The organism is Roseomonas chloroacetimidivorans, from assembly GCF_049629625.1.
Lineage (GTDB): Bacteria > Pseudomonadota > Alphaproteobacteria > Acetobacterales > Acetobacteraceae > Roseomonas > Roseomonas chloroacetimidivorans.
This window is the reverse complement of the sequence record NZ_JBNBZS010000001.1, coordinates 93,304-117,542: the sequence shown is the minus strand read 5'-3', so window position 1 is coordinate 117,542 and position 24,239 is coordinate 93,304. Positions and strand designations below refer to the sequence as shown.

21 protein-coding genes are annotated in these 24,239 nt (G+C 69.0%); 20 read left to right on the top strand and 1 reads right to left on the bottom strand.

Features of this window, described 5'->3' with window-relative positions:
- Positions 1-46 precede the first annotated feature (46 nt).
- Positions 47-3,493 carry a DNA polymerase III subunit alpha gene (gene dnaE / locus ACO1BU_RS00525; RefSeq protein WP_424133936.1) on the top strand — a complete coding sequence of 1,149 codons (3,447 nt, stop codon included), beginning with the start codon at positions 47-49 and terminating at the stop codon, positions 3,491-3,493.
- Positions 3,494-3,543: 50 nt separating this feature from the next.
- On the opposite strand, the gene ACO1BU_RS00520 is transcribed toward dnaE, so the two are convergent.
- Positions 3,544-4,377, bottom strand: a complete 834-nt coding sequence (locus ACO1BU_RS00520) for a nitroreductase family protein (RefSeq protein WP_424133935.1) — start codon at positions 4,375-4,377, stop codon at positions 3,544-3,546.
- 165 nt (positions 4,378-4,542) lie between these two features.
- Here ACO1BU_RS00520 and ACO1BU_RS00515 point away from each other — a divergent pair, with 165 nt between their 5' ends.
- The 19 genes from ACO1BU_RS00515 to ACO1BU_RS00425 all read left to right on the top strand — a co-directional run bounded on the left by ACO1BU_RS00515 (position 4,543) and on the right by ACO1BU_RS00425 (position 24,231).
- The gene (locus ACO1BU_RS00515) at positions 4,543-5,100 is read left to right on the top strand and encodes a hypothetical protein (RefSeq protein ID WP_424133934.1); all 558 of its coding nucleotides are present in this window, start codon (positions 4,543-4,545) and stop codon (positions 5,098-5,100) included.
- Between the two features lie 231 nt (positions 5,101-5,331).
- Entirely contained in the window at positions 5,332-6,258 is a 927-nt protein-coding gene (rpsB, locus tag ACO1BU_RS00510) for a 30S ribosomal protein S2 (RefSeq protein WP_424133933.1), read from the top strand.
- 159 nt (positions 6,259-6,417) lie between these two features.
- Entirely contained in the window at positions 6,418-7,332 is a 915-nt protein-coding gene (tsf, locus tag ACO1BU_RS00505; protein WP_424133932.1) for a translation elongation factor Ts, read from the top strand.
- 225 nt (positions 7,333-7,557) lie between these two features.
- The gene (gene pyrH, locus ACO1BU_RS00500; RefSeq protein ID WP_424133931.1) at positions 7,558-8,277 is read left to right on the top strand and encodes a UMP kinase; all 720 of its coding nucleotides are present in this window, start codon (positions 7,558-7,560) and stop codon (positions 8,275-8,277) included.
- 10 nt (positions 8,278-8,287) lie between these two features.
- A complete protein-coding gene (frr, locus tag ACO1BU_RS00495) occupies positions 8,288-8,860 on the top strand; it encodes a ribosome recycling factor (protein ID WP_424133930.1) in 573 nt (190 codons plus the stop codon).
- A 13-nt stretch (positions 8,861-8,873) separates the two neighbouring features.
- A complete protein-coding gene (uppS, locus tag ACO1BU_RS00490; RefSeq protein WP_424133929.1) occupies positions 8,874-9,623 on the top strand; it encodes a polyprenyl diphosphate synthase in 750 nt (249 codons plus the stop codon).
- Between the two features lie 5 nt (positions 9,624-9,628).
- Complete coding sequence (locus ACO1BU_RS00485; RefSeq protein ID WP_424133928.1) at positions 9,629-10,486, top strand: phosphatidate cytidylyltransferase; 858 nt, start codon at positions 9,629-9,631, stop codon at positions 10,484-10,486.
- A 16-nt stretch (positions 10,487-10,502) separates the two neighbouring features.
- Positions 10,503-11,672: a 1-deoxy-D-xylulose-5-phosphate reductoisomerase gene (gene dxr / locus ACO1BU_RS00480; RefSeq protein WP_424133927.1), complete on the top strand. Its 1,170-nt coding sequence runs from the start codon at positions 10,503-10,505 to the stop codon at positions 11,670-11,672.
- Positions 11,673-11,710: 38 nt separating this feature from the next.
- Entirely contained in the window at positions 11,711-12,838 is a 1,128-nt protein-coding gene (gene rseP / locus ACO1BU_RS00475) for an RIP metalloprotease RseP (RefSeq protein WP_424133926.1), read from the top strand.
- A 114-nt stretch (positions 12,839-12,952) separates the two neighbouring features.
- Entirely contained in the window at positions 12,953-15,301 is a 2,349-nt protein-coding gene (gene bamA / locus ACO1BU_RS00470; RefSeq protein ID WP_424133925.1) for an outer membrane protein assembly factor BamA, read from the top strand.
- A gap of 26 nt (positions 15,302-15,327) precedes the next feature.
- Positions 15,328-16,104: an OmpH/Skp family outer membrane protein gene (locus tag ACO1BU_RS00465; protein ID WP_424133924.1), complete on the top strand. Its 777-nt coding sequence runs from the start codon at positions 15,328-15,330 to the stop codon at positions 16,102-16,104.
- A gap of 4 nt (positions 16,105-16,108) precedes the next feature.
- On the top strand, positions 16,109-17,188 hold the full coding sequence (gene lpxD, locus ACO1BU_RS00460) for a UDP-3-O-(3-hydroxymyristoyl)glucosamine N-acyltransferase (protein ID WP_424133923.1): 1,080 nt from the start codon (positions 16,109-16,111) through the stop codon (positions 17,186-17,188).
- 2 nt (positions 17,189-17,190) lie between these two features.
- Positions 17,191-17,691, top strand: a complete 501-nt coding sequence (gene fabZ, locus ACO1BU_RS00455; protein ID WP_424133922.1) for a 3-hydroxyacyl-ACP dehydratase FabZ — start codon at positions 17,191-17,193, stop codon at positions 17,689-17,691.
- Positions 17,692-17,693: 2 nt separating this feature from the next.
- Positions 17,694-18,512 carry an acyl-ACP--UDP-N-acetylglucosamine O-acyltransferase gene (gene lpxA / locus ACO1BU_RS00450; protein WP_424133921.1) on the top strand — a complete coding sequence of 273 codons (819 nt, stop codon included), beginning with the start codon at positions 17,694-17,696 and terminating at the stop codon, positions 18,510-18,512.
- A gap of 7 nt (positions 18,513-18,519) precedes the next feature.
- The gene (locus ACO1BU_RS00445; RefSeq protein ID WP_424133920.1) at positions 18,520-19,386 is read left to right on the top strand and encodes an LpxI family protein; all 867 of its coding nucleotides are present in this window, start codon (positions 18,520-18,522) and stop codon (positions 19,384-19,386) included.
- Positions 19,383-19,784: a lactoylglutathione lyase gene (gloA, locus tag ACO1BU_RS00440; RefSeq protein WP_424133919.1), complete on the top strand. Its 402-nt coding sequence runs from the start codon at positions 19,383-19,385 to the stop codon at positions 19,782-19,784. The genes ACO1BU_RS00445 and gloA overlap by 4 nt, the downstream gene beginning before the upstream one ends.
- Before the next feature lies 1 nt (position 19,785).
- The gene (locus ACO1BU_RS00435; protein WP_424133918.1) at positions 19,786-21,183 is read left to right on the top strand and encodes a YcjX family protein; all 1,398 of its coding nucleotides are present in this window, start codon (positions 19,786-19,788) and stop codon (positions 21,181-21,183) included.
- A 32-nt stretch (positions 21,184-21,215) separates the two neighbouring features.
- On the top strand, positions 21,216-22,085 hold the full coding sequence (locus ACO1BU_RS00430; protein ID WP_424133917.1) for a DUF697 domain-containing protein: 870 nt from the start codon (positions 21,216-21,218) through the stop codon (positions 22,083-22,085).
- A 79-nt stretch (positions 22,086-22,164) separates the two neighbouring features.
- Positions 22,165-24,231, top strand: coding sequence for a methyl-accepting chemotaxis protein (locus ACO1BU_RS00425; RefSeq protein ID WP_424133916.1), 2,067 nt, complete (start codon positions 22,165-22,167; stop codon positions 24,229-24,231).
- Positions 24,232-24,239 lie beyond the last annotated feature (8 nt).

Genomic DNA, 24,239 nt, shown 5'->3' with positions numbered 1-24,239 from the left:
CCGGGAATCGCCTGCGGCTCGGGGCCGGACCTCCTATATTCCCCCCATGTCCGGCAGCTTCGTTCATCTCCACGTCCACTCCGCCTATTCGCTCGCGGAGGGCGCCATCAAAGCGGACAAGCTGCCCGGCATGGCCCGCAAGGCCGGTATGCCCGCCTTGGCGCTGACCGATACCGCCGTCATGTTCGGCGCCCTGGAATTCAGCCAGTACGCGACCAAGGAGGGGGTGCAGCCAATCATCGGGTGCCAGCTCTGGCTGGCCCGCGCGAAGGAACCGGAGCGGCCGGAGGCAGCGCGGTTGCCGCCTGACCCTGTGGTGGCGCTGGCCATGACGAAGCCGGGGCTGGAAAATATCCAGCGCCTGTCCTCCCTGGGCTGGCTGGGGGAGGACCCATCGGGTAAGCCCGCGATCAATCTAGACCAGCTGCGCGCCCATGCGGAAGGCGTCTTCCTGCTGACCGGCGGCACGCTGGGCCCGCTGGGCCGCCTCTTGGCCGAGGGACGGCGCCCCCAGGCCGAGGGCCTATTGGCTGCGTTGCGCGAGGCCTATGGCGACAATCTGGCGGTGGAACTGACCCGGCACGGCACGGAACGGGACCGGGCCGTGGAGCCGGGGCTGCTGGCCATCGCCGACGCCGCCGCCGTGCCGATCGTGGCGGCCAATGACGTGTATTTCGCCGCCTCGGCCGCGCATGAGGCGCATGACGCGCTGCTCTGCATCGCAGAGGGCCGCACCCTGGCGGAGCCTGACCGCCGTCGGGTAACGCCCGAGCACTGGTTCAAGCCTCCTTCGGTGATGCGGGAACTGTTCAAGGACCTGCCGGAGGCCTGCGACAACACCTTGGCCATTGCCCGCCGCTGCGCCGTCATGGCCGAGACGAAGAAGCCGGAACTGCCCATCAGCCGTAAGGTGCAGGAGGGCATGACCGAGGCGCAGATCGTCCAGGACATGGCCCGGCAAGGGCTGGAGAAGCGGCTGGATGTGCAGGGCACGCCCGAGGAGCAGCGCCCGGCCTACCGCGAGCGGCTGGAGTTTGAGCTGGGCATCATCGAGAGGATGGGCTTCTCTGGCTACTTCCTGATCGTGGCCGACTTCATCCAGTGGGCGAAGGCGCATGACATCCCGGTGGGGCCGGGACGTGGATCGGGCGCGGGCTCGGTTGCCGCCTGGGCGCTGACCATCACCGACCTGGACCCGATGCGCTTCGGCCTGCTCTTCGAGCGCTTCCTGAACCCCGAGCGCGTGTCCATGCCGGACTTCGATATCGACTTCTGCCAGGACCGGCGCGAAGAGGTCATCAATTACGTCCGGAACGAGTACGGGCCGGATCGCGTAGGGCAGATCATCACCTTCGGCCGCCTGCAGGCGAAGGCGGTGGTGCGCGATGTCGGCCGTGTCATGGGCCTGCCCTTCGGCCAGGTGAACAAGATTGCCGAGCTGATTCCCTTCAACGCCGCCAAGCCGCCCACGCTGCAGGAGGCGCTGGATGGCGAGCCGCGGCTGCGGGAGATGCGTGAGACGGACGAGAATGTGGACCGCCTGATGCAGACGGCGCTCCAGCTCGAAGGCCTGTACCGGAACGCCTCCACTCACGCGGCGGGCGTGGTGATCGGGCGGAAGCCGCTGATCGAGATCGTGCCGCTCTACCGCGATCCCCGCAGTGAGATGCTCGTGACGCAGTACTCCATGAAGTATGTGGAGAGCGCGTCGCTGGTAAAGTTCGACTTCCTTGGCCTGAAGACGCTCACGGTGATCCAGCGTGCGCTGGATATCCTGGCGGGTCAGGGCAAGCAGATCGACATCACCACCATCCCGCTGGACGATGCCAGGACGTTCGAGATGCTCGCCAAGGGCGATGCGGCCGGCGTGTTCCAGTTCGAAAGCCAGGGCATGCGGGACGTTCTCCGCATGATGCGCCCAGACCGCTTCGAGGACCTGATCGCGGCGGTGTCGCTCTACCGCCCGGGCCCGATGGCCAACATCCCGGCCTATTGCGCCCGCAAGCATGGGCAGGCCTGGGAGCCCGTGCATCCGGCCATGCGGAAGCTGGTGGAGGAGACCTACGGGATCCTCGTCTACCAGGAGCAGGTGATGCAGATCAGCCAGGAGCTGGCGGGCTATTCGCTCGGCGGCGCCGACCTGCTGCGCCGCGCCATGGGCAAGAAGATCCGCTCCGAGATGGAGGCGCAGCGCAAGATCTTCACCGAGGGGGCCGTGAAGAACGGCATCCCCGAGGATAAGGCGGGCGAGATCTTCGACCTGATGGAGCGCTTCGCGGAATACGGCTTCAACAAGTCGCACGCCGCCGCCTATGCGCTCGTCTCCTACCAGACGGCCTGGCTGAAGGCGAACCACCCCGTCGAATTTCTGGCGGCGATCATGTCGCTGGACATGACCAACACGGACAAGCTCGCCTCCCATCTCTCGGAAGCCTCGCGCCTCGGCATCAAGGTGCTGCCGCCCGACGTGAACAGAAGCGAGGCAGAGTTCGCGGTGGAAATGCAGGAGGACGGGAAGAAGAGCATTCGCTTCGCCCTGGCGGCGGTGAAGCGGGTGGGCTTGGCCGCGATGAAGGACCTGGTGGCGGCACGTAAGGAGGGTGGCCCGTTCAAGTCGCTCTCCGACTTCGCGGATCGCGTCGATCCGAAGCTGCTGAACAAGATGCAGGTGGAGAACCTGGCCCGCGCTGGCGCCTTCGAATCGCTGGACCCGAACCGCGCACGCGTGACGGAAGGGGCGGAGCAGATCATCCGCCGCGCGCAGGCGGCTGCCGAGGACCGGGCCAGCGCGCAGATCGGGCTGTTCGGCATGCCGGGCGCCGCTGCCGACACGCCGCCTCTGCGCCTGCGCGACATGCCGGATTGGCCGCAGCTTGATAAGCTTTCCCAGGAGGCGGATGCGATCGGCTTCCACCTCTCGGCCCATCCGCTGGATGCCTATAAGGACGTGCTGGCCAAGCTGCATGTCTGCCCGATTGCGAAGATGACCGAGCGTGCCCAGGCCGGGGCAGCACGGCTGAAGCTCGCCGGCACCGTGATCGGCACGAAGGAACGCACGACCAAGACCGGCAGCCGCATGGCCTGGGTCCGCATCTCCGACGCGTCCGGCAGCACGGAGGTGACCTGCTTCTCCGAAATTCTCGGCAAGTGCCGGGAGATGCTGACCGAGGGCAACGCCGTCCTGTTCACCTCGGAGGTCCGCGCCGATGGCGAGGCGGTGCGGCTGACTGCGCTCGATTGCGAGCCGCTGGAGCGTGCCGCCCAGTCCGTCGGCGCCGGGCTCCGGATCGAGATCGCGGCGATGGACGCGCTGGAGCCGCTGCGTGCGTTGCTGGAACGCGAGGGAAGGGGCAAGGGGGAGGTGATCCTCATCCCCCGCACTGGCCCGGGGCAGGAGGTGGAGCTGACCCTACCTGGCCGTTGGAACGTCTCCCCGCGCCTGGCTCAGGCGCTGAAGGTTATCCCGGGGGTAGAGGCGGTGGAGGCGGCCTGAGCCGCCCCACTAGGGCGCGGCCTCGCGCCCGAGGCCAACTCCGTCCCGCGTTATTTCAGCCCAAAGCCCATGGCCTTCAGCGTCTCCGTCATGGTGTGGCGCCCGCTGAGCGATTCGGGGCCGGCGACACGCTTCAGCATCCGGTCGGACCACCCCACCCGGCCCATCCCATTGGCCTCGGAGAAGTTAGCCAGGGTCTCATCATAGGCTGTAACCCCGGCCTGCTCGTCAGAGGCGTCATAGGTTTCGCGGTGCAGGACCAGTGACTGTGGCAGGCGGGGCTTCACTTCAGCCCGGGCAGCGGGGTCGGGCCAGCCAATTGCCAGCCCGAAGGCCGCGAAGGCGTTGGGCGGGAGCTTCAACTCCGCCGCCACCTCCAGCGGGCGGTTACGCAGCCCGCCGACATAGACGCCGCCCAGCCCGATTGATTCCGCCGCCACCAGCGCGTTCTGGGCCGCCAGCGCGGCATCCACGAGCGCCACCATGTAGCATTCGAGATAGGCGATACCTTCCAGCTTCTGCTGATGCGCCTCGCCCAGCCGCTCCAGGCGCGAGAGGTCGGCGATCCAGCAAAGAAAGAGCGGCGCCTGACGGATGAATCCCTGGTTACCCGAGAGGACGGAGAGCCGGGCCTTCCGCTCGGGATCCTCCACCGCGACCACGCTCCAGGTCTGCATATTGGAGGAGGAGGGGGCGGAGGAGGCCGCGGCGACCAGGGTCTCGAGCGTGCCGGGCTCCAGCTTCCGGTCAAGGAAGTTCCGGTAGGAGCGGTGGGCGAGGATGCTCTCGACAACCGTATTGGTCGGACCGGCGGGCAGGCCGGGCACGCCGTAACGCAGGTCGAGGGCGGTGGCAGGGGCATTCATCGGGGCGGGCATGGTCATGCAGCGTGGTCCTGTCTGGACGGGTTGCGGCGCAGACTGCCATCGTGGCGCATGGCAGCCCAGGCGTGCCTGCGGGCTGGCGAGTTGGAAGGGCGGACGGGCAGTCCCAACCTCTCCCTTGTCAAGGGCGCGCGACCAGAGCGCCTGTCACAGTGGGAGAATTCAATGAGCAAGGATTTCCTCGACGAACGCCGGCGGGCGCTGGAGGAGGCGTTCTTCGCCCGGCACAATGAGGAGCTGATCCGGCGCCTGCGTGCCGCCGATCCTGCCCGCCCGGAGCGGGAGCGGCTGGCGGAGGCCTCGGGCCTGCGGGACGAAGCGCTGCTGGAGCGGCTGATCGCCCTGGGTATCAGCCCCCATACTGTCGCCGCCCTGTCCATCGTACCGCTGGTGATCGTCGCCTGGGCCGATGGGGTGATGGGTGAGAAGGAGCGGAAAGCCGTGCTGGACGCGGCCCATGGGGTGGGGCTGGATGCCGAGAGCGACGGTCGCGCCCTGCTGGCGCAGTGGCTGGCCAAGCCGCCACCCCCGAGCCTGCTGGCTGCCTGGACCGACTATGTTCATGCCCTGGCACCCGAAGCGCGCGTCGCGCTGCGCCGGCGCGTGATGGACCGGGCAGTGCAACTGGCTGAGATAAAGGGCGGCTTCCTCGGGCTGCTGACTGGGATCTCGCCGCCGGAAAGGGCTGCCCTGGAGAAGCTGGACGCCGCGCTGGCCGCCTGACGGCCTCCGGATCGGGGCGGAGTGGGGAAACTCTTGCCCCGCCCCCGCCCACATGCCATATCGCGCCGGCCGGACGCGGACCCCCGCGCCTGGCAAATCCGCACGCGGCGCGCCCTTCCGAGATACGCGGCAGGGTCCGGTCCCCAGGTTTTTCCCGCAGGGAAAGGGCCATATGGGGTTCAGCGCCGCGGAGGCCCAACCGGATCTGATCGGAAGGAAGGAACCGCCACCATGGCGATGCCCGAGGTTACCCTGCGCGGCCTGCTCGAGGCCGGCGTACATTTCGGCCACCATACCCGCCGCTGGAACCCGAAGATGGCTCCGTACATCTTCGGCGTGCGCAACCAGGTGCACATCCTGGACCTGCAGCAGACCGTGCCCCTGATGGACCGCGCGCTGCGCGCCGTCCGTGACATCGTGGCCGGCGGCGGCCGCGTGCTCTTCGTGGGCACCAAGAAGGCGGCGGCCGACTATGTGGCCGAGGCGGCGACCCGCTGCGGCCAGTACTACGTGAACCACCGTTGGCTGGGCGGCATGCTCACCAACTGGAAGACCATCACCGGCTCCATCAAGCGCCTGAAGCAGATGGACGAGCAGCTGGCCGGCAACACCCAGGGTCTCACCAAGAAGGAGATCCTGATGCTGACCCGCGAGCGCGAGAAGCTGAACCGCGCGCTGGGCGGCATCCGTGAGATGGGCGGCCTGCCGGACATCATCTTCGTGATCGACACGATCAAGGAGAAGCTGGCGATCGAGGAGGCCAACAAGCTCGGCATCCCCGTGATCGCCGTCTGCGACTCCAACGCCGATCCCTCGGGCGTCGCCTTCCCGATCCCGGGCAATGACGACGCAATCCGCGCCATCAACCTGTATTGCGACATGATGGCTGGCGCCGTGTTCGACGGCATCTCCGCCGAGCTGCAGGCCTCCGGCGTCGATATCGGCGCGCAGTCCGACCTGCCGACCGACGCGCTGCCGGACGAGGACATTGTCCTGCCTGGCGCCGGGGCGATCCCCGAGACGCTCGGCGGCGCCGAGGTGGCGGACGGCCCGGCTCTGGGCGGTGGCGCCCAGTCCAGCCCGGATGTGGGTGTGGACACGGAAAGCCTGGAGCAGATGGTCCAGAACAACCGCGACGACGGCAACCGCGCCGGCTGATCGCCCGCGGGCCGGGGCGGGGCCTGACCCCGCCGGGCTCGCAATGACCTGAACGCGCCGGGGTGGCATCGCTGCCCCGGCGTGTCGCATACACGGCACCGCGTGCCCGCCGGCCCCGAACCGGAGGGCCTGGTGCGCCAGAAGACGGGAAGACGAGAGATGGCCGAGATCACGGCAGCCATGGTCCGCGACCTGCGCGAGAAGACCGGCGCGGGCATGATGGACGTCAAGAAGGCCCTGGTTGAGAGCAACGGCGACGCGGAGGCCGCGATTGACTGGCTGCGCAAGAAGGGCTTGGCCGCCGCTGCCAAGAAGTCCGGCCGCGTGGCCGCTGAGGGCCTGATCGGCGTCGCCTCCTCCGGCACCAAGGCCGCCATGGTCGAGGTGAATGCCGAAACCGACTTCGTGGCCCGCAACGAGCAGTTCCAGGGCTTTGTCGAGACGGTCGCCAAGATCGCGCTCGATGCCGGTGAGGATGTGGAGGCCCTGAAGGCCGCCCAGTACCCCGGCGCCGGCCACTCGGTGGCCGAGGAGCTGACGCGCATGATCGCCACCATCGGCGAGAACATGACGATCCGCCGTGCCAAGGTGCTATCGGTCGGCTCCGGCGTCGTCGCCACCTATGTCCACAGCGCGGTGAAGCCGGGCCTGGGCAAGATCGGTGTGCTGGCCGCCCTGGAAGCCCCGAACGGCGACGACGCGATCCTGACGCTGGGCCGGCAGATCGGCATGCATGTTGCCGCTGCCCGCCCGGAGGCGCTGGACATCTCCGTTGTCGACAACGCGGCGCTGGAGCGCGAGCGCAACGTGCTGACCGAGCAGGCCCAGGCCTCCGGCAAGCCGCCGGCGGTGATCGAGAAGATGGTCGAGGGCCGCATCCGCAAGTACTACGAGGAAGTGGTGCTGCTGGAGCAGGTCTGGGTGCATGACGGCGAGAGCCGCGTGAAGGCCGTGGTCCAGAAGGCCGGCGCCAAGCTGACGGGCTTCGCTCGCTTCCAGCTGGGCGAGGGCATCGAGAAGGAGACCTCGGACTTCGCGGCCGAGGTGGCCGCCGCCGCCGGCACGGGCGGCTGATCTGCCATCCCCGGTGGCTCTGCCCCGGGTGGCACTGCCGTCTCTGAAGGCCTGGCCGGGCGTCATCGCGCGCCCGGCAAGCCCTCGCCTCCCACGGAGGCCTCGACTGTCGCCGGACGCCTGCCGCCCGGCTACGCCTGCAGAACCTGCGCCTCCGGGGCCGGCGCCTTGCCGGAACCGGCGGGTGCGTTTACCCTCGCCAGCCTTCCCGGACCGCCGCACAGAATGACCTCCCTCCGCTACAAGCGTGTCCTGCTCAAGGTGTCGGGGGAAGCCCTGATGGGTAACGGGTCCTATGGCCTGGACGGCACCACGGTGAACGCAATCGCCGAGGATGTCGCCGCTGTCACCCGGCTCGGCATCCAGGTCTCCCTCGTGATCGGCGGCGGCAACATCTTCCGCGGCGTCTCGGGCGCCGCTGCAGGAATGGACCGTGCCCAGGCCGACGGCATGGGCATGCTGGCCACGGTCATCAACGCCCTGGCCATGCAGAACGCGCTGGAAAAGGCCGGCGTGCCGGTCCGCGTGCAATCCGCCATTCCCATGGCCAGCCTGTGCGAGCCCTTCATCCGCCGCCGTGCCGAACGCCATATGGAGAAGGGCCGGGTGGTGATCTTCGCCGCCGGCACGGGCAATCCCTTCTTCACCACGGACACTGCCGCCGCCCTCCGCGCCGCGGAGATGGGCTGCGATGCGTTGCTCAAGGGCACGCAGGTCGATGGCGTCTACACGGCCGACCCGCGCAAGGACCCGACGGCCGAGCGCTATGAGGTCCTGACCTATCTGGACATGCTGGCGCGCGACCTCGCGGTGATGGATGCCGCCGCCATCTCGCTGGCGCGTGAGAACAAGTTGCCCATCATCGTCTTCAACATCCACGAGCCGGGTGCCTTCACCGCCGTCATGAAGGGCGAGGGGAAGTTCACCACGGTCCACGAGAGCTGAGGGACACCCCATGGCCGCCCCGCCGAACTTCCCCGACCTGCGCAAGGACCTGGTGCGCCGCATGGACGGCGCCATGGAGACGTTGCGCAAGGAGTTTTCCGGCCTCCGCACTGGTCGGGCGAGCCCGGCGCTGCTGGAGCCGATCCGCGTTGAGGCCTATGGCACGAACCAGCCGCTGAGCCAGGTCGCGAACATCTCCGTTGCCGGCCCGGGGCTGCTCTCCGTCCAGGTCTGGGACAAGTCGGTCACCAAGGCCGTGGAGGTCGCCATCCGCGACGCCAATCTCGGCCTGAATCCGCAAGCCGAGGGCCAGGTGATCCGCGTGCCCCTGCCGCCGCTGACGCAGGAGCGCCGCAACGACCTGGCCAAGCAGGCCGCTAAATATGCCGAGGCGACGAAGGTCGCGGTCCGCGGCGTGCGCCGCGACGGCATGGAGACGATCAAGGGCTGGGAGACCAAGTCCGAGATCTCGAAGGACGACGCGAAGCGCTGGTCGGACGACGTGCAGAAGCTGACGGACGAGTACGTCAAGAAGGTGGATGCCGCGCTGGCCGAGAAGGAAAAGGACATCAAGGCCGTCTAAGGCCGTCTGCCCGATGAGCGCCGTAACCCAGCCGATTCGGAAGACGGGGGACCTGACTCCGCCCGCTCCCGTCCATGTCGGGATCATCATGGATGGCAACGGACGCTGGGCGGCCGCCCGGGGTCTGCCGCGCGCGCTTGGCCACAAGGCCGGTGCGGAGGCAACGCGTCGCGTCATCGAGGCTGCTGGCGAACTGGGCGTCTCCTGGCTTACCCTTTTCGCCTTCAGCAGCGAGAACTGGCGCCGACCCGCTGATGAGGTGCGCGACCTGACCGGCCTGATGCGCCACTATCTCCGCCACGAGGTCGGGCAGTTGGTCGAGCGGGGTGTCTGCCTGCGTGTTATCGGCGACCGCTCGGCCTTCGGGGCCAGCATGCAGGCCGAGATCGAGCGGGCCGAGGCCGCGACCGCAGGAAATCAGCGGCTGAATCTCAACGTCGCCCTCTCCTATGGCGGGCGGGCGGAGATCGCGAAGGCAGCCCGCGCCCTGGCGCGCCGGGCGGCCGCCGGGGAGATCGATCCCTCCGCGATCGACGAAGCCATGCTGGCCGGCGATCTCGACACGGCAGGGATGCCGGACCCGGACCTCATCATCCGGACCTCAGGCGAGCATCGCATCTCGAACTTCCTGCTCTGGCAGAGTGCTTACGCCGAGCTCGTTTTTCAGTCCGTGCTCTGGCCCGATTACGACGCGCACCATTTCGCTGAGGCGGTCGCCGAGTTCCAACGCCGCGACCGCCGTTTCGGCGCCCGGGCCGGCTGACCGCGGTGCCGGACGCCCTGGCCGCCCCGAAGCCCGGCAAGAACTGGCGGGACCTCCGTAAGCGGGCGCTCTCTGCCATCCTGCTCGCCCCCGCCGCCCTGCTCTGCGTCTGGCTGGGCGCCGATGCCTACACGGCGCTGCTGGCCCTGGGGGCGGCCATCCTGACCTGGGAGTGGGTGCATCTCTGTGGCTTGCGGACGGCGAAGCTGCCCGGGGCCGGAGTGCCCGTGGCGGTGTTCCTCGCCGGCACCCTGGCAGTGCTGGAGCATCCGTTCGCCTCCTGGGCCCTGCTGATCCTCGGTTTCCTGCTCACCTGGGCCTGGGCGGAGCGGCTGCGCGGGCGGGACCGGCCAGATCAGCCGGCGCTCCGGCTGGCCCTGGGCGTGCTTTATATTGGCGTGGCCATGCTCTGCCTGATCGAGTTGCGGCATGAGAACGCGGCCGGGCGGGCGAACCTGATCTTCCTGCTCATCGTGGTCTGGGCCAGCGATATCGGCGCCTATCTGGCAGGCCGTGCCTTCGGCGGGCCATTGCTCTGGCCGCAGGTCTCGCCGGCCAAGACCTGGTCAGGGGCAGCGGGTGGGTTGCTGCTCGCCATGGGAATTGGCGCGGCCGTCGCCCCCCAGCTCGCCACCGGCAGCCCGTGGCGGGCCGCCGCGGTGGCGGCCGTCCTCGCGGTGGCCACCCAGGCTGGCGACCTGCTTGAGTCCGCCATCAAGCGGCATTTCAAGGTGAAGGACACGTCCAGCCTCATCCCGGGGCATGGCGGGCTGCTGGACCGGCTGGACGGGCTGCTCGCCGCCGCCCCGGCCGCAATGCTCCTCGCCCTGATGATTGGTTATGGCGGCGCGCTCTGGCGCTAGGAATACTGATTTCAAGATGACCCGCAGCATCACCATCCTTGGCGCCACCGGTTCGGTGGGGCGCAGCACCATGGCCCTGCTGGAGGCCGCGCCGGAGGGTGCCTTCGCGGTGGAGGCGCTGGTCGCCGGCCGGGATGCCGTGGCCCTGGCCGGGGCTGCCCGGCGCCTGCGGGCTCGCGTGGCCGTCCTCGCCGATCCCGCGGGCTTGCCGGCCCTGCGCGACGCCCTTGCCGGCACCGGCATCGAGGCGGCGGCGGGGGAGGCGGCGGTGATCGAGGCGGCGTCCCGTCCGGCTGACTGGACCATGGCCGCGATTGTTGGCGCGGCCGGGCTGAAGCCCACCCTGGCCGCCCTTGGCCGTGGCGGCACCCTGGCCCTGGCGAACAAGGAGGCGCTGGTCTGCGCCGGCGACATTGTGCTGCGGGCCGTGAAGGCGGCCGGCGCCACGCTTCTGCCCGTGGACTCCGAGCATAACGCGATCTTTCAGGCGCTCGATGCCCGCGACCCCGCCATGATCGAGCGGATCATCCTGACGGCCTCAGGCGGGCCTTTCCGCCGGGCGAGCGAGGCTGAGATGCGGGCCGCCACGCCGGAGAAGGCGCTACGGCACCCCGTTTGGTCCATGGGCGCGAAGATCAGCATCGACAGTGCCACCATGTTCAACAAGGGGCTGGAGCTCATCGAGGCGGCACGACTCTTCCCCGTGCCTGAGGCGCGGATCGAGGTGCTGATCCACCCGCAATCGACCGTGCATGGCCTGGTCCAATATGCGGACGGCTCGTTGCTGGCCCAACTCGGTACGCCGGACATGCGGACTCCGATCGCTCATGCCCTGGCCTGGCCGAACCGGATGCAGGCCGATGTGCCGCGGCTGGATCTGGCGGCTCTGTCCCGCCTGGACTTCGCCGCGCCGGATGAAGCGCGCTTTCCCGCGCTGCGGCTGGCGCGGGAGGCCTTGCGGGCGGGGCAGGGGGCCACCACCATCCTCAATGCGGCGAACGAGGTTGCCGTTGAGCGCTTCCTGGCGCGCCGCCTCGGCTTCCTGGATATCGCCGGGGTGGTGGAGGCGACGATGGAGCGCCTCGGCACCCCCGACGTCCCGGATCTGGACGGGGTGCTGGATCTCGACTCGGCGGCCCGTTCCGAGGCGGCACGTGTAGCGGACCGTCTTCACGCAGCGGCCTGAACCTGGGCGGCCCAAGCCGCCCTATCTGAGAGATCAAGGTGGAATTCCTCCCCGAACCCTTCCGCACCGTGCTGGCCTTCGTGGTCGTGCTGGGCGTGCTCGTCTTCTTCCATGAGCTCGGCCACTACGCCGCAGCCCGCTGGCGCGGCATTTTCGTGGAGAAATTCGCCATCGGATTCGGCCGCCCCCTGTTCGCCTGGACCGACAAGCGCGGCACGGACTGGCAGGTCGGTTGGCTGCCGCTGGGCGGCTATGTGAAGCTCTATGGCCAGGAGGGGCCGGGGGACGTGACCGATTCGGCCGACGCTCCTTCCGGCCATGACCCGCGCGGGCCCCGCTTCCACGACAAGTCCGTGAAGGACCGGGCCATCGTCGTGGCCGCCGGCCCCATCGCGAATTTCATCCTGGCCGCTGTGCTCTTCTCAGCCCTGTTCATCGCCGTCGGGCGGCCGATCGGCAACACGACCGTGGCCTCGGTTGTGGAAGGCAGTGCGGCCCAGCAGGCCGGGCTGGTGACGGGTGATCGCATCCTGGCGCTGGACGACCAACCCGTGAGTCGCTTCGAGCAGGTGCAGACCCATGTTCAGCCCCGGGCCGGGCAGCCGGTCCGGGTACGAGTGCTGCGCGACGGGCAGGAGCTGACCCTGACTGCGACTCCAGCGGCCCGCCCCGGCAAGGGAGAGGGCGCGGCCCCGGTCGGCGTGCTGGGAATCGGGGGCGGTGTGCCGTCCTACGAGCGGACGGACCCGGTTTCCGCCATCTGGAGTGGGATTGCCTATACGGGCGAGGTGACGGTCCAGACGCTCTCCGGGATCTGGCAGATGATTGCCGGTCATCGCGGAACAGAGGAGATCGGCGGTCCGCTGCGGATCGCCCAGCTCTCCGGACAGGTGGCCAGCCTCGGCCTCTCCAGCCTGATCTCCTTCATGGCGATTCTCTCGGTGAACCTGGCCCTGATTAATCTCTTCCCCATCCCCGTGCTGGATGGGGGGCATCTCGTCTTCTACGCGCTTGAGGCGATCCGCGGCCGCCCGCTGCCGCCGCGCGCGGTGGAGTACGGCTTCCGGGCCGGGCTGGCCGTTCTGGCGACTCTGTTCATCTTCGCGACCTGGAACGACCTGTCCAGCTTCGGCCTGTTTCGCTGGGTGAACGGTCTTTTCGGCTGATAAGCACCGGATTTCCGACACCTGCGCCTGAAACCTTCGTGGGGGTGGCAACACACGGCCCTTGCCGCTAGGTTGCGCCCCCGCGAACCGGAACCGCCGGCACAGGATCACGCCTTGCACGCACCGCCTTTTTCCCGGGCCATTCTGCTGGCCGCCACCTGCCTGGTGCCGGTGCTCGCCGCTCCCGCCGCGGAGGCGCAGCCGCGCCGCGCGGCGCCGCAACGACCGACGGCCGCGCGCCCAGCCGCCGGCGTCGTTCAGGGCATTGACGTACGCGGCAACCAGCGCATCGAGGCGGACACGATCCGGTCCTATATGCTGCTCCAGCCCGGCGACGCCTTCGAGGAGGACCGGCTCGACCGCTCCCTTCGCACTCTCTACGCCACGGGCCTGTTCCGCGACGTGCGGGTGGGGCGCCAAGGCGACCGCATCCTTGTGACGGTCGAGGAAAACCCGATCGTCAACCGCGTTGCCTTCGAGGGAAACAGCAAGCTCAACGACGACACGCTGCGAAACGAGGTACAGCTCCGCGCGCGTTCGGTTTTCACACCGCAATCCGCCCAGGCGGACCGGGCCCGCATCCTTGAGCTTTATGCTCGTCGCGGGCGACTCTCCGCGACTGTCGAGCCGAAGATCATCAATCTCGACCAGAACCGCGTGGACGTGGTTTTCGAGATCAATGAGGGCAATGTTGCCCTCGTCAGCCGGATCAACTTCGTCGGGAACCGCTCGGTGTCCGACAGCCGCCTGAAGGAGATCGTGGCAACCCGCGAGGCCGCCTGGTACCGCCCCTTCAGCAGCAGCGACACCTATGAGCCCGAGCGGCTGAACTTCGACCGCGAGCTGCTGCGCCGCTTCTACCTGCGCCAGGGCTATGCCGATGTGAACGTCACGAGCGCGACGGCGGAACTGTCGCCTGACCGCTCCGGCTTCTTCATCACCTACACGATCGATGAAGGCCGCCGGTATCGGTTGGGCAAGGTGGACACCACCTCCACTCTCCGTAACGTCTCGGCCGACGAGCTTCGCCGCGTGGTCGATGTCTCCTCCGGCGACTGGTATGACGGTGAGGCAATCGAGCGCATCTCGGAGGCCATGTCGGACCGGGCGAACCAGCTCGGCGCCCCCTTCGTGGAGATGACGCCCCGGATTGTGCGTAACTCCGAGGCCGGGACGGTCGACATCACCTTCGAGGCGAAGGAGGGCAACCGGTTGTATGTCGAGCGTATCGACATCACCGGTAATGTCCGCACCCAGGACCGCGTGATTCGCCGTGAGTTCCGCCTTGCCGAGGGTGACGCCTTCAACGCCGCCCTGGTTCGGCGTTCCCGCCAGCGCATCCGGGACCTCGGCTATTTCAACGACGCCACGATCTCCACCACCCCGGGCTCGGCCCCGGACCGCGTCGTGCTGAACACCAATGTCTCCGAAAGGGCGACAGGCGAGGTGTCCATCGGTGGCGGCTATTCAACGGACGCCGGCGCGCTGGCCGATCTCGGCCTGCGCGAGCGCAACCTTCTGGGCACCGGCATCGACGCGCGCATCAACGGCGTGATCGCTCAGCGGCGTAGCCAGCTGGACCTGTCCGTGACGGATCCGTCCTTCCTTGACCGCAACCTCGCGGTTGGTGCGGACGTGTTCTACATCACGCGCGATCTGCTGGACTACTCGGGCTATGAGGAGCGCCGCTACGGCTTCTCGCTGCGCGCCGGCTACGAGTTCAACGAGTACCTGCGCCAGTCCTGGAACTACACGCTTTCGCGGCGCAATATCTTCAACGTCGACACCAACGCGTCCCGCTACATCCAGGAGCAGAGGGGCGAGACGCTGCTCTCCCAGGTCGGGCAGACCCTGGTCTATGACCGCCGGGACAGCCGTCTTGATCCGCGTAGCGGTTATCTCGTGCGCCTCGGCACAGACGTGGCCGGCCTTGGCGGCGATGTGAGCTATGTCCGTGGCCGCCTGGACGGCGCCTACTACATCCCCTTCGAGCGGCTGTTGGGTGACCCGAACTATGTCCTCGCGATCCAGGGCTCGGTCGGCTACCTCGAACCCTTCGGCGGCAAGGATGAGCGGATCGTGGACCGCTTCTTCCTCGGTGGCGAGAACCTCCGTGGCTTCGAAGTGGCCGGCGCCGGCCCGCGTGACCTCACCCCTGGCGGCAACCGCGACAGCCTTGGCGGCCGCTTCCTCTATACCCAGACGACCGAGTTCCGCTTCCCGCTGCCCATTCCCGAGGAAATCGGCATCACCGGCCGCGCCTTCGTCGATGTTGGCGGCTTGAGCGGCTCCTCCTCGGGACCCAATGTCGCGGACGATTCCTCCCCCCGCGTCGGCGCTGGCGTCGGCGTGTCCTGGCGTAGCCCGTTCGGGCTGATCAATCTCGACTTCGCGCAGGCGGTGGTGAAGAAGTCCTACGACGAGACGCAGGTCTTCCGCTTCGGCTTCGGCACGCGGTTCTGAGAACGAAGAAGACTGGAGTTCGCATAATGCCCGCGCGCCCCGCGCTCGCCGCTCTCGCGGCCCTCCTCATCCCCGTCGGTGCGCTCGCGCAATCCGATCCCGGCTATTTCATTCCGCCGCAGGGCGGCGGAGGCGGCAATGCTCGCCCGGCACAGGCGCAGCCACGCCCGGCGCAGCAGCCGCAGCGCCCGCCGCAGCAGGCCCAGCGCCCGCCGCAGCCCAACCCCGCCCCGCTGCCCCCCGGCCAGCCGCCGCCAGCCGCGGTGATCGGCATCGTGGACGTGCCGGAGATCCAGCGGAACTCCACGGCCTTCAACAGCGTCCGCGAGGAAATCGAGAAGCGTCGCCAGAAGCTGAACGACGATCTGCAGCGCGAGCAGACCCGCTGGCGTGAGGAGCAGCAGGCTCTGGCCGCCCAGCGCGCGACGATGAACCCCGAGCAGCTTCGCCAGAAGGAGCGGGAGCTGCAGGAGCGCATCACGGACAGCCAGCGTATCTTCCGCGACCGGTCGCGGGCCATCGAGCAGGTGGCCCAGGGGGCGCTGCAGGAGATCGAGCAGGCCATGGCGGTGGTGATCCGCCAGGTCGCCGCCAGCCGGAACGTGAACCTGGTCCTGCCGCGGCCGCTGGTGATCTTCAACGACGCGCCCTTCGACCTGACGGACGAGATCAGCCAGCAGATCAACCGCGTGCTGCGCAACGTGACGCTGCCGCCCGAGGGACAGGCGCCGGCGGCTGCGCAGGCCCCTGCGGCGCGGCCTGCCCAACAGGCCCCGGCGCAGCCCGCGCAGCAGCGCCGGTAGGATCGTGGCGGCGGATCCCCGCTTTCACCGGTCGGCCGGTCCGCTGCCGCTCGCGCAGCTTGCGCAGGCGGCCGGGGTGGCGGTGCCGGAGGGGGCGGGCGAACGCCTCTTTTCCGGCGTTGCGACACTCCAGTCCGCCGGGCCGGAGGATGTCTCCTTCCTAGAGGCGCGGCGCTGGTTGCCGAGCCTTCGCGAGACCCGCGCCGGTGCGGTGGTGCTGACTGCCGAGAATGCGGCTTCGGTGCCGACGGGCACGCTGGCGCTGATCGCGCCCTCGCCGGTGCTGGCCTTCGCCCGGATTGCGGCGCAGCTTCACCCCGCGCCAGTGGCCAGCGGCAAGTGCCACCCCACGGCTGTGATCGGGGAGGGGGCGCAGATCGGCGAAGGTTGCGAGATCGGCCCCTATGCCGTGATCGAGGACGGCGCTGTGCTGGGCCCGCGCTGTATCGTAGGCCCGCATGCGCATATTGGCCGGAACTGCGTTTTCGGCGCGGAGTGCCGGATCCTCTCTCATGTCACCGTGACCCATTGCATCGCAGGCGACCGCGTGACGTTGAACCCGGGTGCCCGGATCGGGAGCGAGGGCTTCGGCTTCGCAACCAGCGAGCGGGGCGAGCACGTGACCGTGCCGCAGCTCGGCCGCGTGTTGCTGGGCGACGGGGTGGAGGTAGGCGCGAATGCATGCATCGACCGTGGATCGGGCAATGATACGGTGATCGGGCCGGGCACCCGGCTGGATAATCTGGTGATGCTCGGGCACAACGTGCAGGCAGGGCGCGGCTGCGTCATCGTGGCGCAGGCGGGCATTTCCGGCTCCTCGACGCTCGGCGATTTCGTCGTCGTGGCAGGGCAGGCAGGGATCGCGGGTCATCTGTCGATCGGCGCGAAGGCGCGGATCGGCGCGCAGGCCGGCGTGATGGCCGATGTACCGGCGGGCGCGGATGTCGTGGGCAGCCCGGCGCTGCCGGTGCGCGATGCGATGCGAGGCTTCAATGTCCTGCGCAAGCTGGGGCAGGCAAAGGCCGCCACGCGGAGCGCCGAGGGCAAGCAGACAGAGCCGGCGCATAAGAAAACGGGCAATTGAGAATGGCGGATAACGAAGGACAAGCGCCGGAAGGCGCGGCGGCGGAGGGTGCGGGCGAGACGCGCACGACCCTCGATATCGCCCGGATCATGGAGGCGATTCCCCACCGCTTTCCCTTCCTGCTGGTAGACCGCGTGGTGGACCTGATTCCGAATGTCAGCGCGGTGGGGATCAAGAACGTCTCGATCAACGAGCATGTCTTCCAGGGCCACTTCCCGCGCCACCCTGTCTTCCCCGGCGTGATGATCATCGAGAGCATGGCCCAAACTGCGGGCGTGCTGGTCGTGGAGACGCTGGGGCCGGAAAGCCGTGGCAAGCTCGTCTATTTCATGTCGGTCGACAATGCGAAGTTCCGCAAGCCCGTCGTTCCCGGCGACCAGATGCGCGTGCATGTCACCAAGGAACGGCAGCGCGGCAATGTCTGGAAGTTTTCTGCCGAAGCCAAGGTCGACGGCGTCGTGGTCGCCGAAGCGACCTATGCCGCGATGATCCTGGACAGCTGATCTTGCCCAATATCCATCCCACAGCCATCGTCGCAGAGGGTGCGACCATCGCGGACAGCGTGACCATCGGGCCCTATGCCATGGTTGGCGCGCAAGTCGTGCTGGGCGAAGGCGTGCAGGTCGGTGCGCATGCGGTGCTGGACGGCATCACGCAGCTGGCCGAGGGCGTGCAGGTGCTGCCCTTCGCCTCGGTAGGCCTTCCGCCGCAGGACCTGAAATATCGTGGTGAGCCGACGCGCGTGGAGGTCGGCCCCCGTACCATCATCCGCGAGCATGCGACGGTGCACCGGGGCAGCGTGGGCGGGGAGGGCGTGACGCGCCTCGGCGCCGAGTGCCTGATCATGTGCGTCGCCCATGTGGGCCATGACTGCCAGCTCGCCGACAGGGTCATTCTGGCGAATAACGTCATGCTCGGCGGGCATGTGCATATCGGCGACAATGTCTTTGTCGGCGGTGGCACGGCGATTCATCAGTCCGTCCGCATCGGACGGCAGGCGGTGGTCGGTGGCATGAGCGGGGTGGAGCGGGACGTGATCCCGTTCGGCTCCTGCATGGGCAACCGCGCCCGCCTGATTGGCCTGAACCTGATCGGGCTGAAGCGTCGCGGCTTTGGGCGGGAAGCCATCAACGCCCTGCGCCTGGCCTATCGCAGCCTCTTCCTGGGGCGTGGCACCTTCGAGGCCCGCATGGCGCTGGTGGCGCAGGACCAGGGGACGCAGCCCCAGGTTGCCGAGATTCTGGCCTTCATTGAGGGCTCCAGCCGCCGTGGCCTGATGCGGGCTGGCCGGCAGACCGACGACGCCGAGGCGGAAGCGGCCTGAGCGCCTGATGACCAATCCTGAGCCGCCCATTGCGATCGTCGCCGGAGGTGGCGCCATGCCGCTTCGCGTGGCGTCCGCCTGCAAGGCGATGGGCCGTCCCTTTGTGGCCGTGCTGTTGGAGGGCTTCGCCCGACCTCAGGACTGGGTGGGGGAGCGCACCCTGACCATCCGGCTGGGTGCGGCGGGGCAGGCGCTGGACTGGCTGCGGGCCAGCGGCGCAAAGCAGATCGTGCTGGTGGGCGATGTCCGGCGTCCCTCCATTCTTTCGCTGCGGCCGGATGCGGGGGCGGCGAGGCTCATCGCCCGTATCGGCATGCGGGCCTTCGGCGGCGATGACAGCCTGCTGACTGCAATCCGGCAGGTATTGCGGGACGAGGGCTTCGACCCCTGCGGCCCGAACCGCTTCCTCAAGGAGGCCCAGTCCCCGCCGGGGCTGCTGACGCGCACGGCACCTGATGGCATGGCCCTGGCCGATATTCGCCGCGGCATCGAGGTGGTGCGCGCGCTGGGATCGGCGGATGTGGGTCAGGGCGCGGTGGTGCAGCAGGGCCTTGTCCTCGGCGTCGAGGCGATCGAGGGAACGGACGCCATGCTGGCCCGCGTGCGCGACCTGCGGCGCGAAGGACCGGGGGGCGTTTTGGTGAAGCTGGTGAAGCCCGGCCAGGACCGGGAACTGGACCTGCCCGCCCTCGGCCCACGCACTGTGGCCGGCGCGATCGCTGCCGGGCTCGCCGGGATTGCCTTCGAGGCGGAGGGCGCGCTTCTGGTCGATCGTGGCCGGATGGTCGAGCAGGCAGATTCGGCCGGTCTCTTCCTTCTCGCCATCCGCCCGGATGACCATGTGCGGGCGGCAAGCACAGGAGCCGCATCATGAGCGACACCCCGAAGGGCAAGTTCCTCCACACCATGATCCGGGTGGGGAATCTGGAGCGCAGCATCGAGTTCTACACGAAGATGTTCGGCATGAAGGAACTGCGCCGGAACGACGTGCCCGCGGGCCAGTATACCCTGGCCTTCCTCGGCTATGGCGGCAACGCGGCCGGCGAGGGCGAGATCGAGCTGACCTACAATTACGGCGTTGAGAAGTATGAACTCGGCACCGCCTTCGGCCACCTCGCCATCGGCGTGCCCGATGTTTACGCCGCCTGCGAGCGCATTAAGGCCGAGGGCGGGAAGGTGGTGCGGGAGGCCGGGCCGCTGAAGCACGGCACGACCATCATCGCCTTCGTCGAGGATCCGGACGGCTACAAGATCGAGCTGATCCAGCGCTGAGGTGGTTCCCGATCCACTCCGCCTGATCACCGATACCGCCACCCGTACCGGGGAGGCGGCGCTGGCACTGGCGGGGCGGGAGCGCGTGCGGCTGGCCGTGACGGGCCTGTCGCGCGCAGGGAAGACCGTGTTCCTCACCTCGCTCGTCGCCAATCTGGTGGCGGCGGGGGCGGGGCGGCGGACCCTTCCGGCGCTGGAGGCCACCACCGGCCGGTTGCGGGGTGCCCGGACCATCCCGCCCGGCGTGGAGGCGACCCCGCGTTTCGACGCGGAAGCGCATCTCGCGGCCCTGGCCGCCCATCCGCCGGAATGGCCGGCCCGGACCGATGATCTCTCCACCCTGTCGCTTTCGCTGACGCTGCGACGGCACGGGGTATATGGCCAGTTCCTGCCGGATCGCACGGTCACGCTGGATCTGATCGACTATCCCGGCGAGTGGCTGCTCGACCTGCCGATGTTCGCGCAGGATTTCGATCGTTGGTCGGACGAGACGCTTGTGCGGCTCGCGACCGGGATCCGTGCCGCTCCGGCGGCCGAGTTCCTTGCCTTCGCCGGGACGCTTCCGGCCAATGCCCCGGCCGAGGACTCGCTGGCCCGCCGTGGGCATTCCCTGTATCGCCGCTTCCTGCTGACCGCCCGCGACCAGCTCGGCCTGCGGTTTCTCCAGCCCGGCCGCTTCCTGAACCCCGGACCGTCTGGCGATGCGCCGCTCCTCTGGTTCTTTCCGCTGCCGGAGTCCGCACGGAACTCGCCGCTTGGGGAACTGATGGCCCGGCGCTACGAGGCCTATCTGCGCGACCAGCGCGACCGCTTTCTCGATCCCGTGTTCCGCCGCTTCGACCGGCAGGTGGTGCTGGTGGATGTGCTCGGCGCCCTTCATGCAGGACAGGAGGCCTTCGAGGACACGGCCGAGGCGCTGGCCGCGATTTCCGCCACCTTGCGCTACGGGCGTGGCTGGCTGGACCTGCTGACCGGGGCCGGAATCTCCCGCGTCGCCTTCGCCGCCACCAAGGCCGACCATGTGCCGGAGGTGAGCCGGGACAGCCTGTCCTCCCTTCTCTCGGACCTCGTCGATGCCCCGCGGCGCCGGGCGGAGATCGCGGGTGCTGCCGTTTCCGTCCATCCCGTCGCCGCGATCCGCTGTACCCAGGAAGCAACCGCGACGCATGAGGGCCGGCCCGCGCCGGCCGTGCGCGGCATCCTGCTGGAGAACGGGCGTTGGGCGACGGTGGATCCCGGCCTGGTGCCCGCCCGCAAGCCGCCGCAGAGCTTCTGGAACGCGGCCTATTTCCAGATGCCCGTCTTTCGCCCGCCGGAGTTGGAGCCGGGGGGGCATGGTGGCGTCCCGCATCTGGGGCTGGACAAGCTGCTCGCCGCCTTGCTCGGGGACGCTCTGTAATCCGGCCCCGGCCGGGCCATATGCAGGGGACCATGAGCGAGACCGTCCCCCGACCGCCCCGCATCCTTCTAGAGGAAGAAGCCGGCAACGCGCGGCTGGACCATGGCTGGGAGGCTGGCACCGACCCGGTGAGCCTCCCTTCGGGAGGGCTGTCCACGCTGTCCCTCCTGGCAATCGGGATTTCGGCGCTGCTCCTCGGCTTCGCCGCGCTGGCGGCTGGCAATTACGTGGCGGAGCAGTTCGCGCGCGCCCTCTGGCTGGGCTGGCTCACCCTGGCTGTGGCCCTGGCCGGGTTTGGGACGATCCTTTGGGCTGTGGTCAGGGAATTCCGCGCGCTCTTCCTGCTTCGGAAGGTAGATGCTGCCCGCGCCGCCTTCGCGCGGGGCGACCTGCAGGCCGCCAAGGCGCATGTGCTGGCCTGGGCTGCGCCGATTCCGCTGGCTGCCCCGGCACTTCCCGCCTTGCGCGAGGCGCCGGACCTGCCAGCCCTGCGGGCTTTGCTGGAAACAGGTCCCCTGGCGGCGCTGGAGGCAGAGGCCCGGGCGCTCGGCCGGGTGGCGGCGCTGCAGGGCTTTGCGGCCACCGCGATCAGCCCATCCCCGGCTTTGGACGGCCTGGTGGTGGGGTGGCGGGGGCTGCGGCTGGTGCGACAGGTCGCGGCGCTGCATGGAATGCGGCCTGGCATCGCTGCCACTGCGGCGCTGCTGCGACGGGCGGCCTTTGATGCGGCCACGGTGGCCGCGACGGAAGTGGCGACCGACACCGCCGTCCGGGCCATCGTCACCAACCCGCTGGTCGGTCATGTGGTGGGAGAGGCGGCAACGGGAGCCGTGGCCGCGCGGCGCCTGATTACCTTGGCCCGGGCGACGGCGGCAGCCTGCCGGATCATCCCGCGCGGCTGAGAGGCGCCGGAGAGGGGCGGCCGTTCACCAGAGGGTAAGGCCCGGCTGCGACACTGCACGCGCATCAGAGGAAGCCCTTATGCGCGTTCGCACGCTCCTGCTCGCCGGATTCACGGCCGTCGCTCTCCCTGGTCTGGCCGGAATCGGCTGGAGCTCCTGGCAGGCCTGGAACAATTGGGCCAGGGCCGAGCGGGCCACGATTTCCACCCGCGTCCTGAATGAAACGGTGCGGGGCATCACTGCCTTCGCCGTTGAAAGCGGAATACTCAGCGCCGCAGCGCGCAGCGGCAGAGGGGACGCGGCCGCACTACAGGCGGCCAGCCGGGACACTGACTCGCTGCTGAACGCCGCGCGAAGCAGTCTCGTCGCCGAAGGCATCGACGCCGGCCCGGTCGAGGAGGCTCTGCAGAAGGTGACGGCGATGCGTCGGAACGTGGCCGAACTTGTCGCGCGCGGGGGACGGGAGGGTGATCCGAAGCTGGTGTCGGACCTCATGGCCGGCCGCCAGCAGGTGACAGGCACACTTGAGACGGTGGTGCAGAGCGCGGAACGGCGCATCCGGCAGGCGGCGCCCGAAGTCGCTCTCCTGGCCGAGATTTCACGCCAGGTGATGGCCGCTCGCACCGATCTGGGCGTCCGTAGCCTGATCATCAACGCATGGCTGGCGGGCCGCCCGGTGACTGCCGGCGATGTCGCCGAGGGCCTGCAGGTGGGGGGACGGATCGAGATGGCCCTCGACAATGCGCGCCGCATGGTGGCCGCACAGGGTAACCCGGCGCTGCAGCGGGCTCTGGATAAGGTGGAGGCGGATATCACCCGCAACGCCGAGCCGCGCTACCGCAGCTATGTGTCGGCGGCGCTGGCCAGTCTTGGGCAGCCCGGCGCGCCTGCCTGGCCGAGTAGCGGCCCGGAATACGCGCAATGGACCCCGCCAGCTCTTGCCCGGATTCTTCCGCTCCGTGACGCGGCGCTGGAGGCCGCGCTGGAAACCGGTGATGCGAGCGCTGCCATGGCGCGGGCGCGCTTCCTGACCAGCCTCGCCCTGGCCACCCTGGCTGTGTTGCTTGCGGTGGGCGGGATCATCTTGCTGCTGCGCAGGCTGGTCGCGCCGCTGCGGCAGTTGACCGGCGGTGTTGGCCGGATCGCGGCGGGCGAGTTGGAGATTTCCGTTCCGCATAGGGGCCGGAACGACGAGGTGGGAGAGATGGCCTCGGCGATCGAGATCCTCCGTAGCAACTCCGTCGAGCAGCGTCGGCTCGAGGTGGAGGCGGCCAGTGAGCGCGCGGCCCGCGAGAAACGGGCGGCCCACCTCGAAGGGCTGGTGCGCGGCTTCGAAGGACGGGTGGGCGAAATGGTCGGCATGCTCTCCGCCGCCTCCACGGAGTTGGAGGCCACTGCCCGCTCGATGAACGCGACGGCTGCCAGCACCAATGAGCAGGCCGGGACGGTGGTGGGCGCAGCGGCGGAGGCGAGCGGTGGCGTGCAAACCGCAGCGGCCGCGGCCGAGCAACTGGGCGCCTCCATCGCCGAGATCAGCCGGCAGGTTTCGCAGGCTACTGCCGTGGCCGGGCGCGCGGTGGAGGATGCGCGGCGCACGGACGCCACGGTGCAGACCCTGACTGAGGGCGCGGCCCGGATCGGGGATGTGGTGCGGCTGATCAGCGACATCGCCGGGCAGACCAACCTGCTGGCCCTGAACGCAACCATTGAGGCGGCCCGCGCCGGCGAGGCAGGGCGCGGCTTCGCCGTTGTTGCCAGCGAGGTGAAGGCGCTGGCCGCCCAGACGGCCAAGGCAACCGAGGAGATCGGCACCCAGATCACTCAGATCCAGGCAGCGACCGATCAGGCCGTGGTGGCGATCAGTGGCATCACCCAGACGATCGAGGAGGTGAGTGGCATCGCCGTCGCGATCGCTGCCGCGGTGGAGGAGCAGAGCGCCGCGACGGGCGAAATCGCGCGGACCGTGCAGGAGACGGCGCGCGCGACTGAGGCTGTGACAGTGAATATCGGCCGGGTCAGTGAGGGTTCGACCGAGACCGGCGCGGCGGCGGGGCAGGTGCTCTCCGCTGCCTCGGAACTGGCACAGCAGGCGGAGCGGCTGAGCGGAACGGTGAGCAGCTTTGTCGGCGAGGTCAGGGCGGCTTAACGCCGCCC

Excerpts from the sequence above, each read along its gene's own strand:
- tsf (WP_424133932.1), top strand. The coding sequence starts at position 6,418 with ATGGCCGAGATCACGGCAGCCATGGTCCGCGACCTGCGCGAGAAGACC.
- dxr (WP_424133927.1), top strand. The coding sequence starts at position 10,503 with ATGACCCGCAGCATCACCATCCTTGGCGCCACCGGTTCGGTGGGGCGC.
- uppS (WP_424133929.1), top strand. The coding sequence starts at position 8,874 with ATGAGCGCCGTAACCCAGCCGATTCGGAAGACGGGGGACCTGACTCCG.
- ACO1BU_RS00465 (WP_424133924.1), top strand. The coding sequence starts at position 15,328 with ATGCCCGCGCGCCCCGCGCTCGCCGCTCTCGCGGCCCTCCTCATCCCC.
- fabZ (WP_424133922.1), top strand. The coding sequence starts at position 17,191 with ATGGCGGATAACGAAGGACAAGCGCCGGAAGGCGCGGCGGCGGAGGGT.
- rpsB (WP_424133933.1), top strand. The coding sequence starts at position 5,332 with ATGGCGATGCCCGAGGTTACCCTGCGCGGCCTGCTCGAGGCCGGCGTA.
- ACO1BU_RS00445 (WP_424133920.1), top strand. The coding sequence starts at position 18,520 with ATGACCAATCCTGAGCCGCCCATTGCGATCGTCGCCGGAGGTGGCGCC.
- ACO1BU_RS00425 (WP_424133916.1), top strand. The coding sequence starts at position 22,165 with ATGCGCGTTCGCACGCTCCTGCTCGCCGGATTCACGGCCGTCGCTCTC.
- ACO1BU_RS00520 (WP_424133935.1), bottom strand. The coding sequence starts at position 4,377 with ATGACCATGCCCGCCCCGATGAATGCCCCTGCCACCGCCCTCGACCTG.
- gloA (WP_424133919.1), top strand. The coding sequence starts at position 19,383 with ATGAGCGACACCCCGAAGGGCAAGTTCCTCCACACCATGATCCGGGTG.
- dnaE (WP_424133936.1), top strand. The coding sequence starts at position 47 with ATGTCCGGCAGCTTCGTTCATCTCCACGTCCACTCCGCCTATTCGCTC.
- ACO1BU_RS00515 (WP_424133934.1), top strand. The coding sequence starts at position 4,543 with ATGAGCAAGGATTTCCTCGACGAACGCCGGCGGGCGCTGGAGGAGGCG.
- ACO1BU_RS00430 (WP_424133917.1), top strand. The coding sequence starts at position 21,216 with ATGAGCGAGACCGTCCCCCGACCGCCCCGCATCCTTCTAGAGGAAGAA.
- frr (WP_424133930.1), top strand. The coding sequence starts at position 8,288 with ATGGCCGCCCCGCCGAACTTCCCCGACCTGCGCAAGGACCTGGTGCGC.
- pyrH (WP_424133931.1), top strand. The coding sequence starts at position 7,558 with ATGACCTCCCTCCGCTACAAGCGTGTCCTGCTCAAGGTGTCGGGGGAA.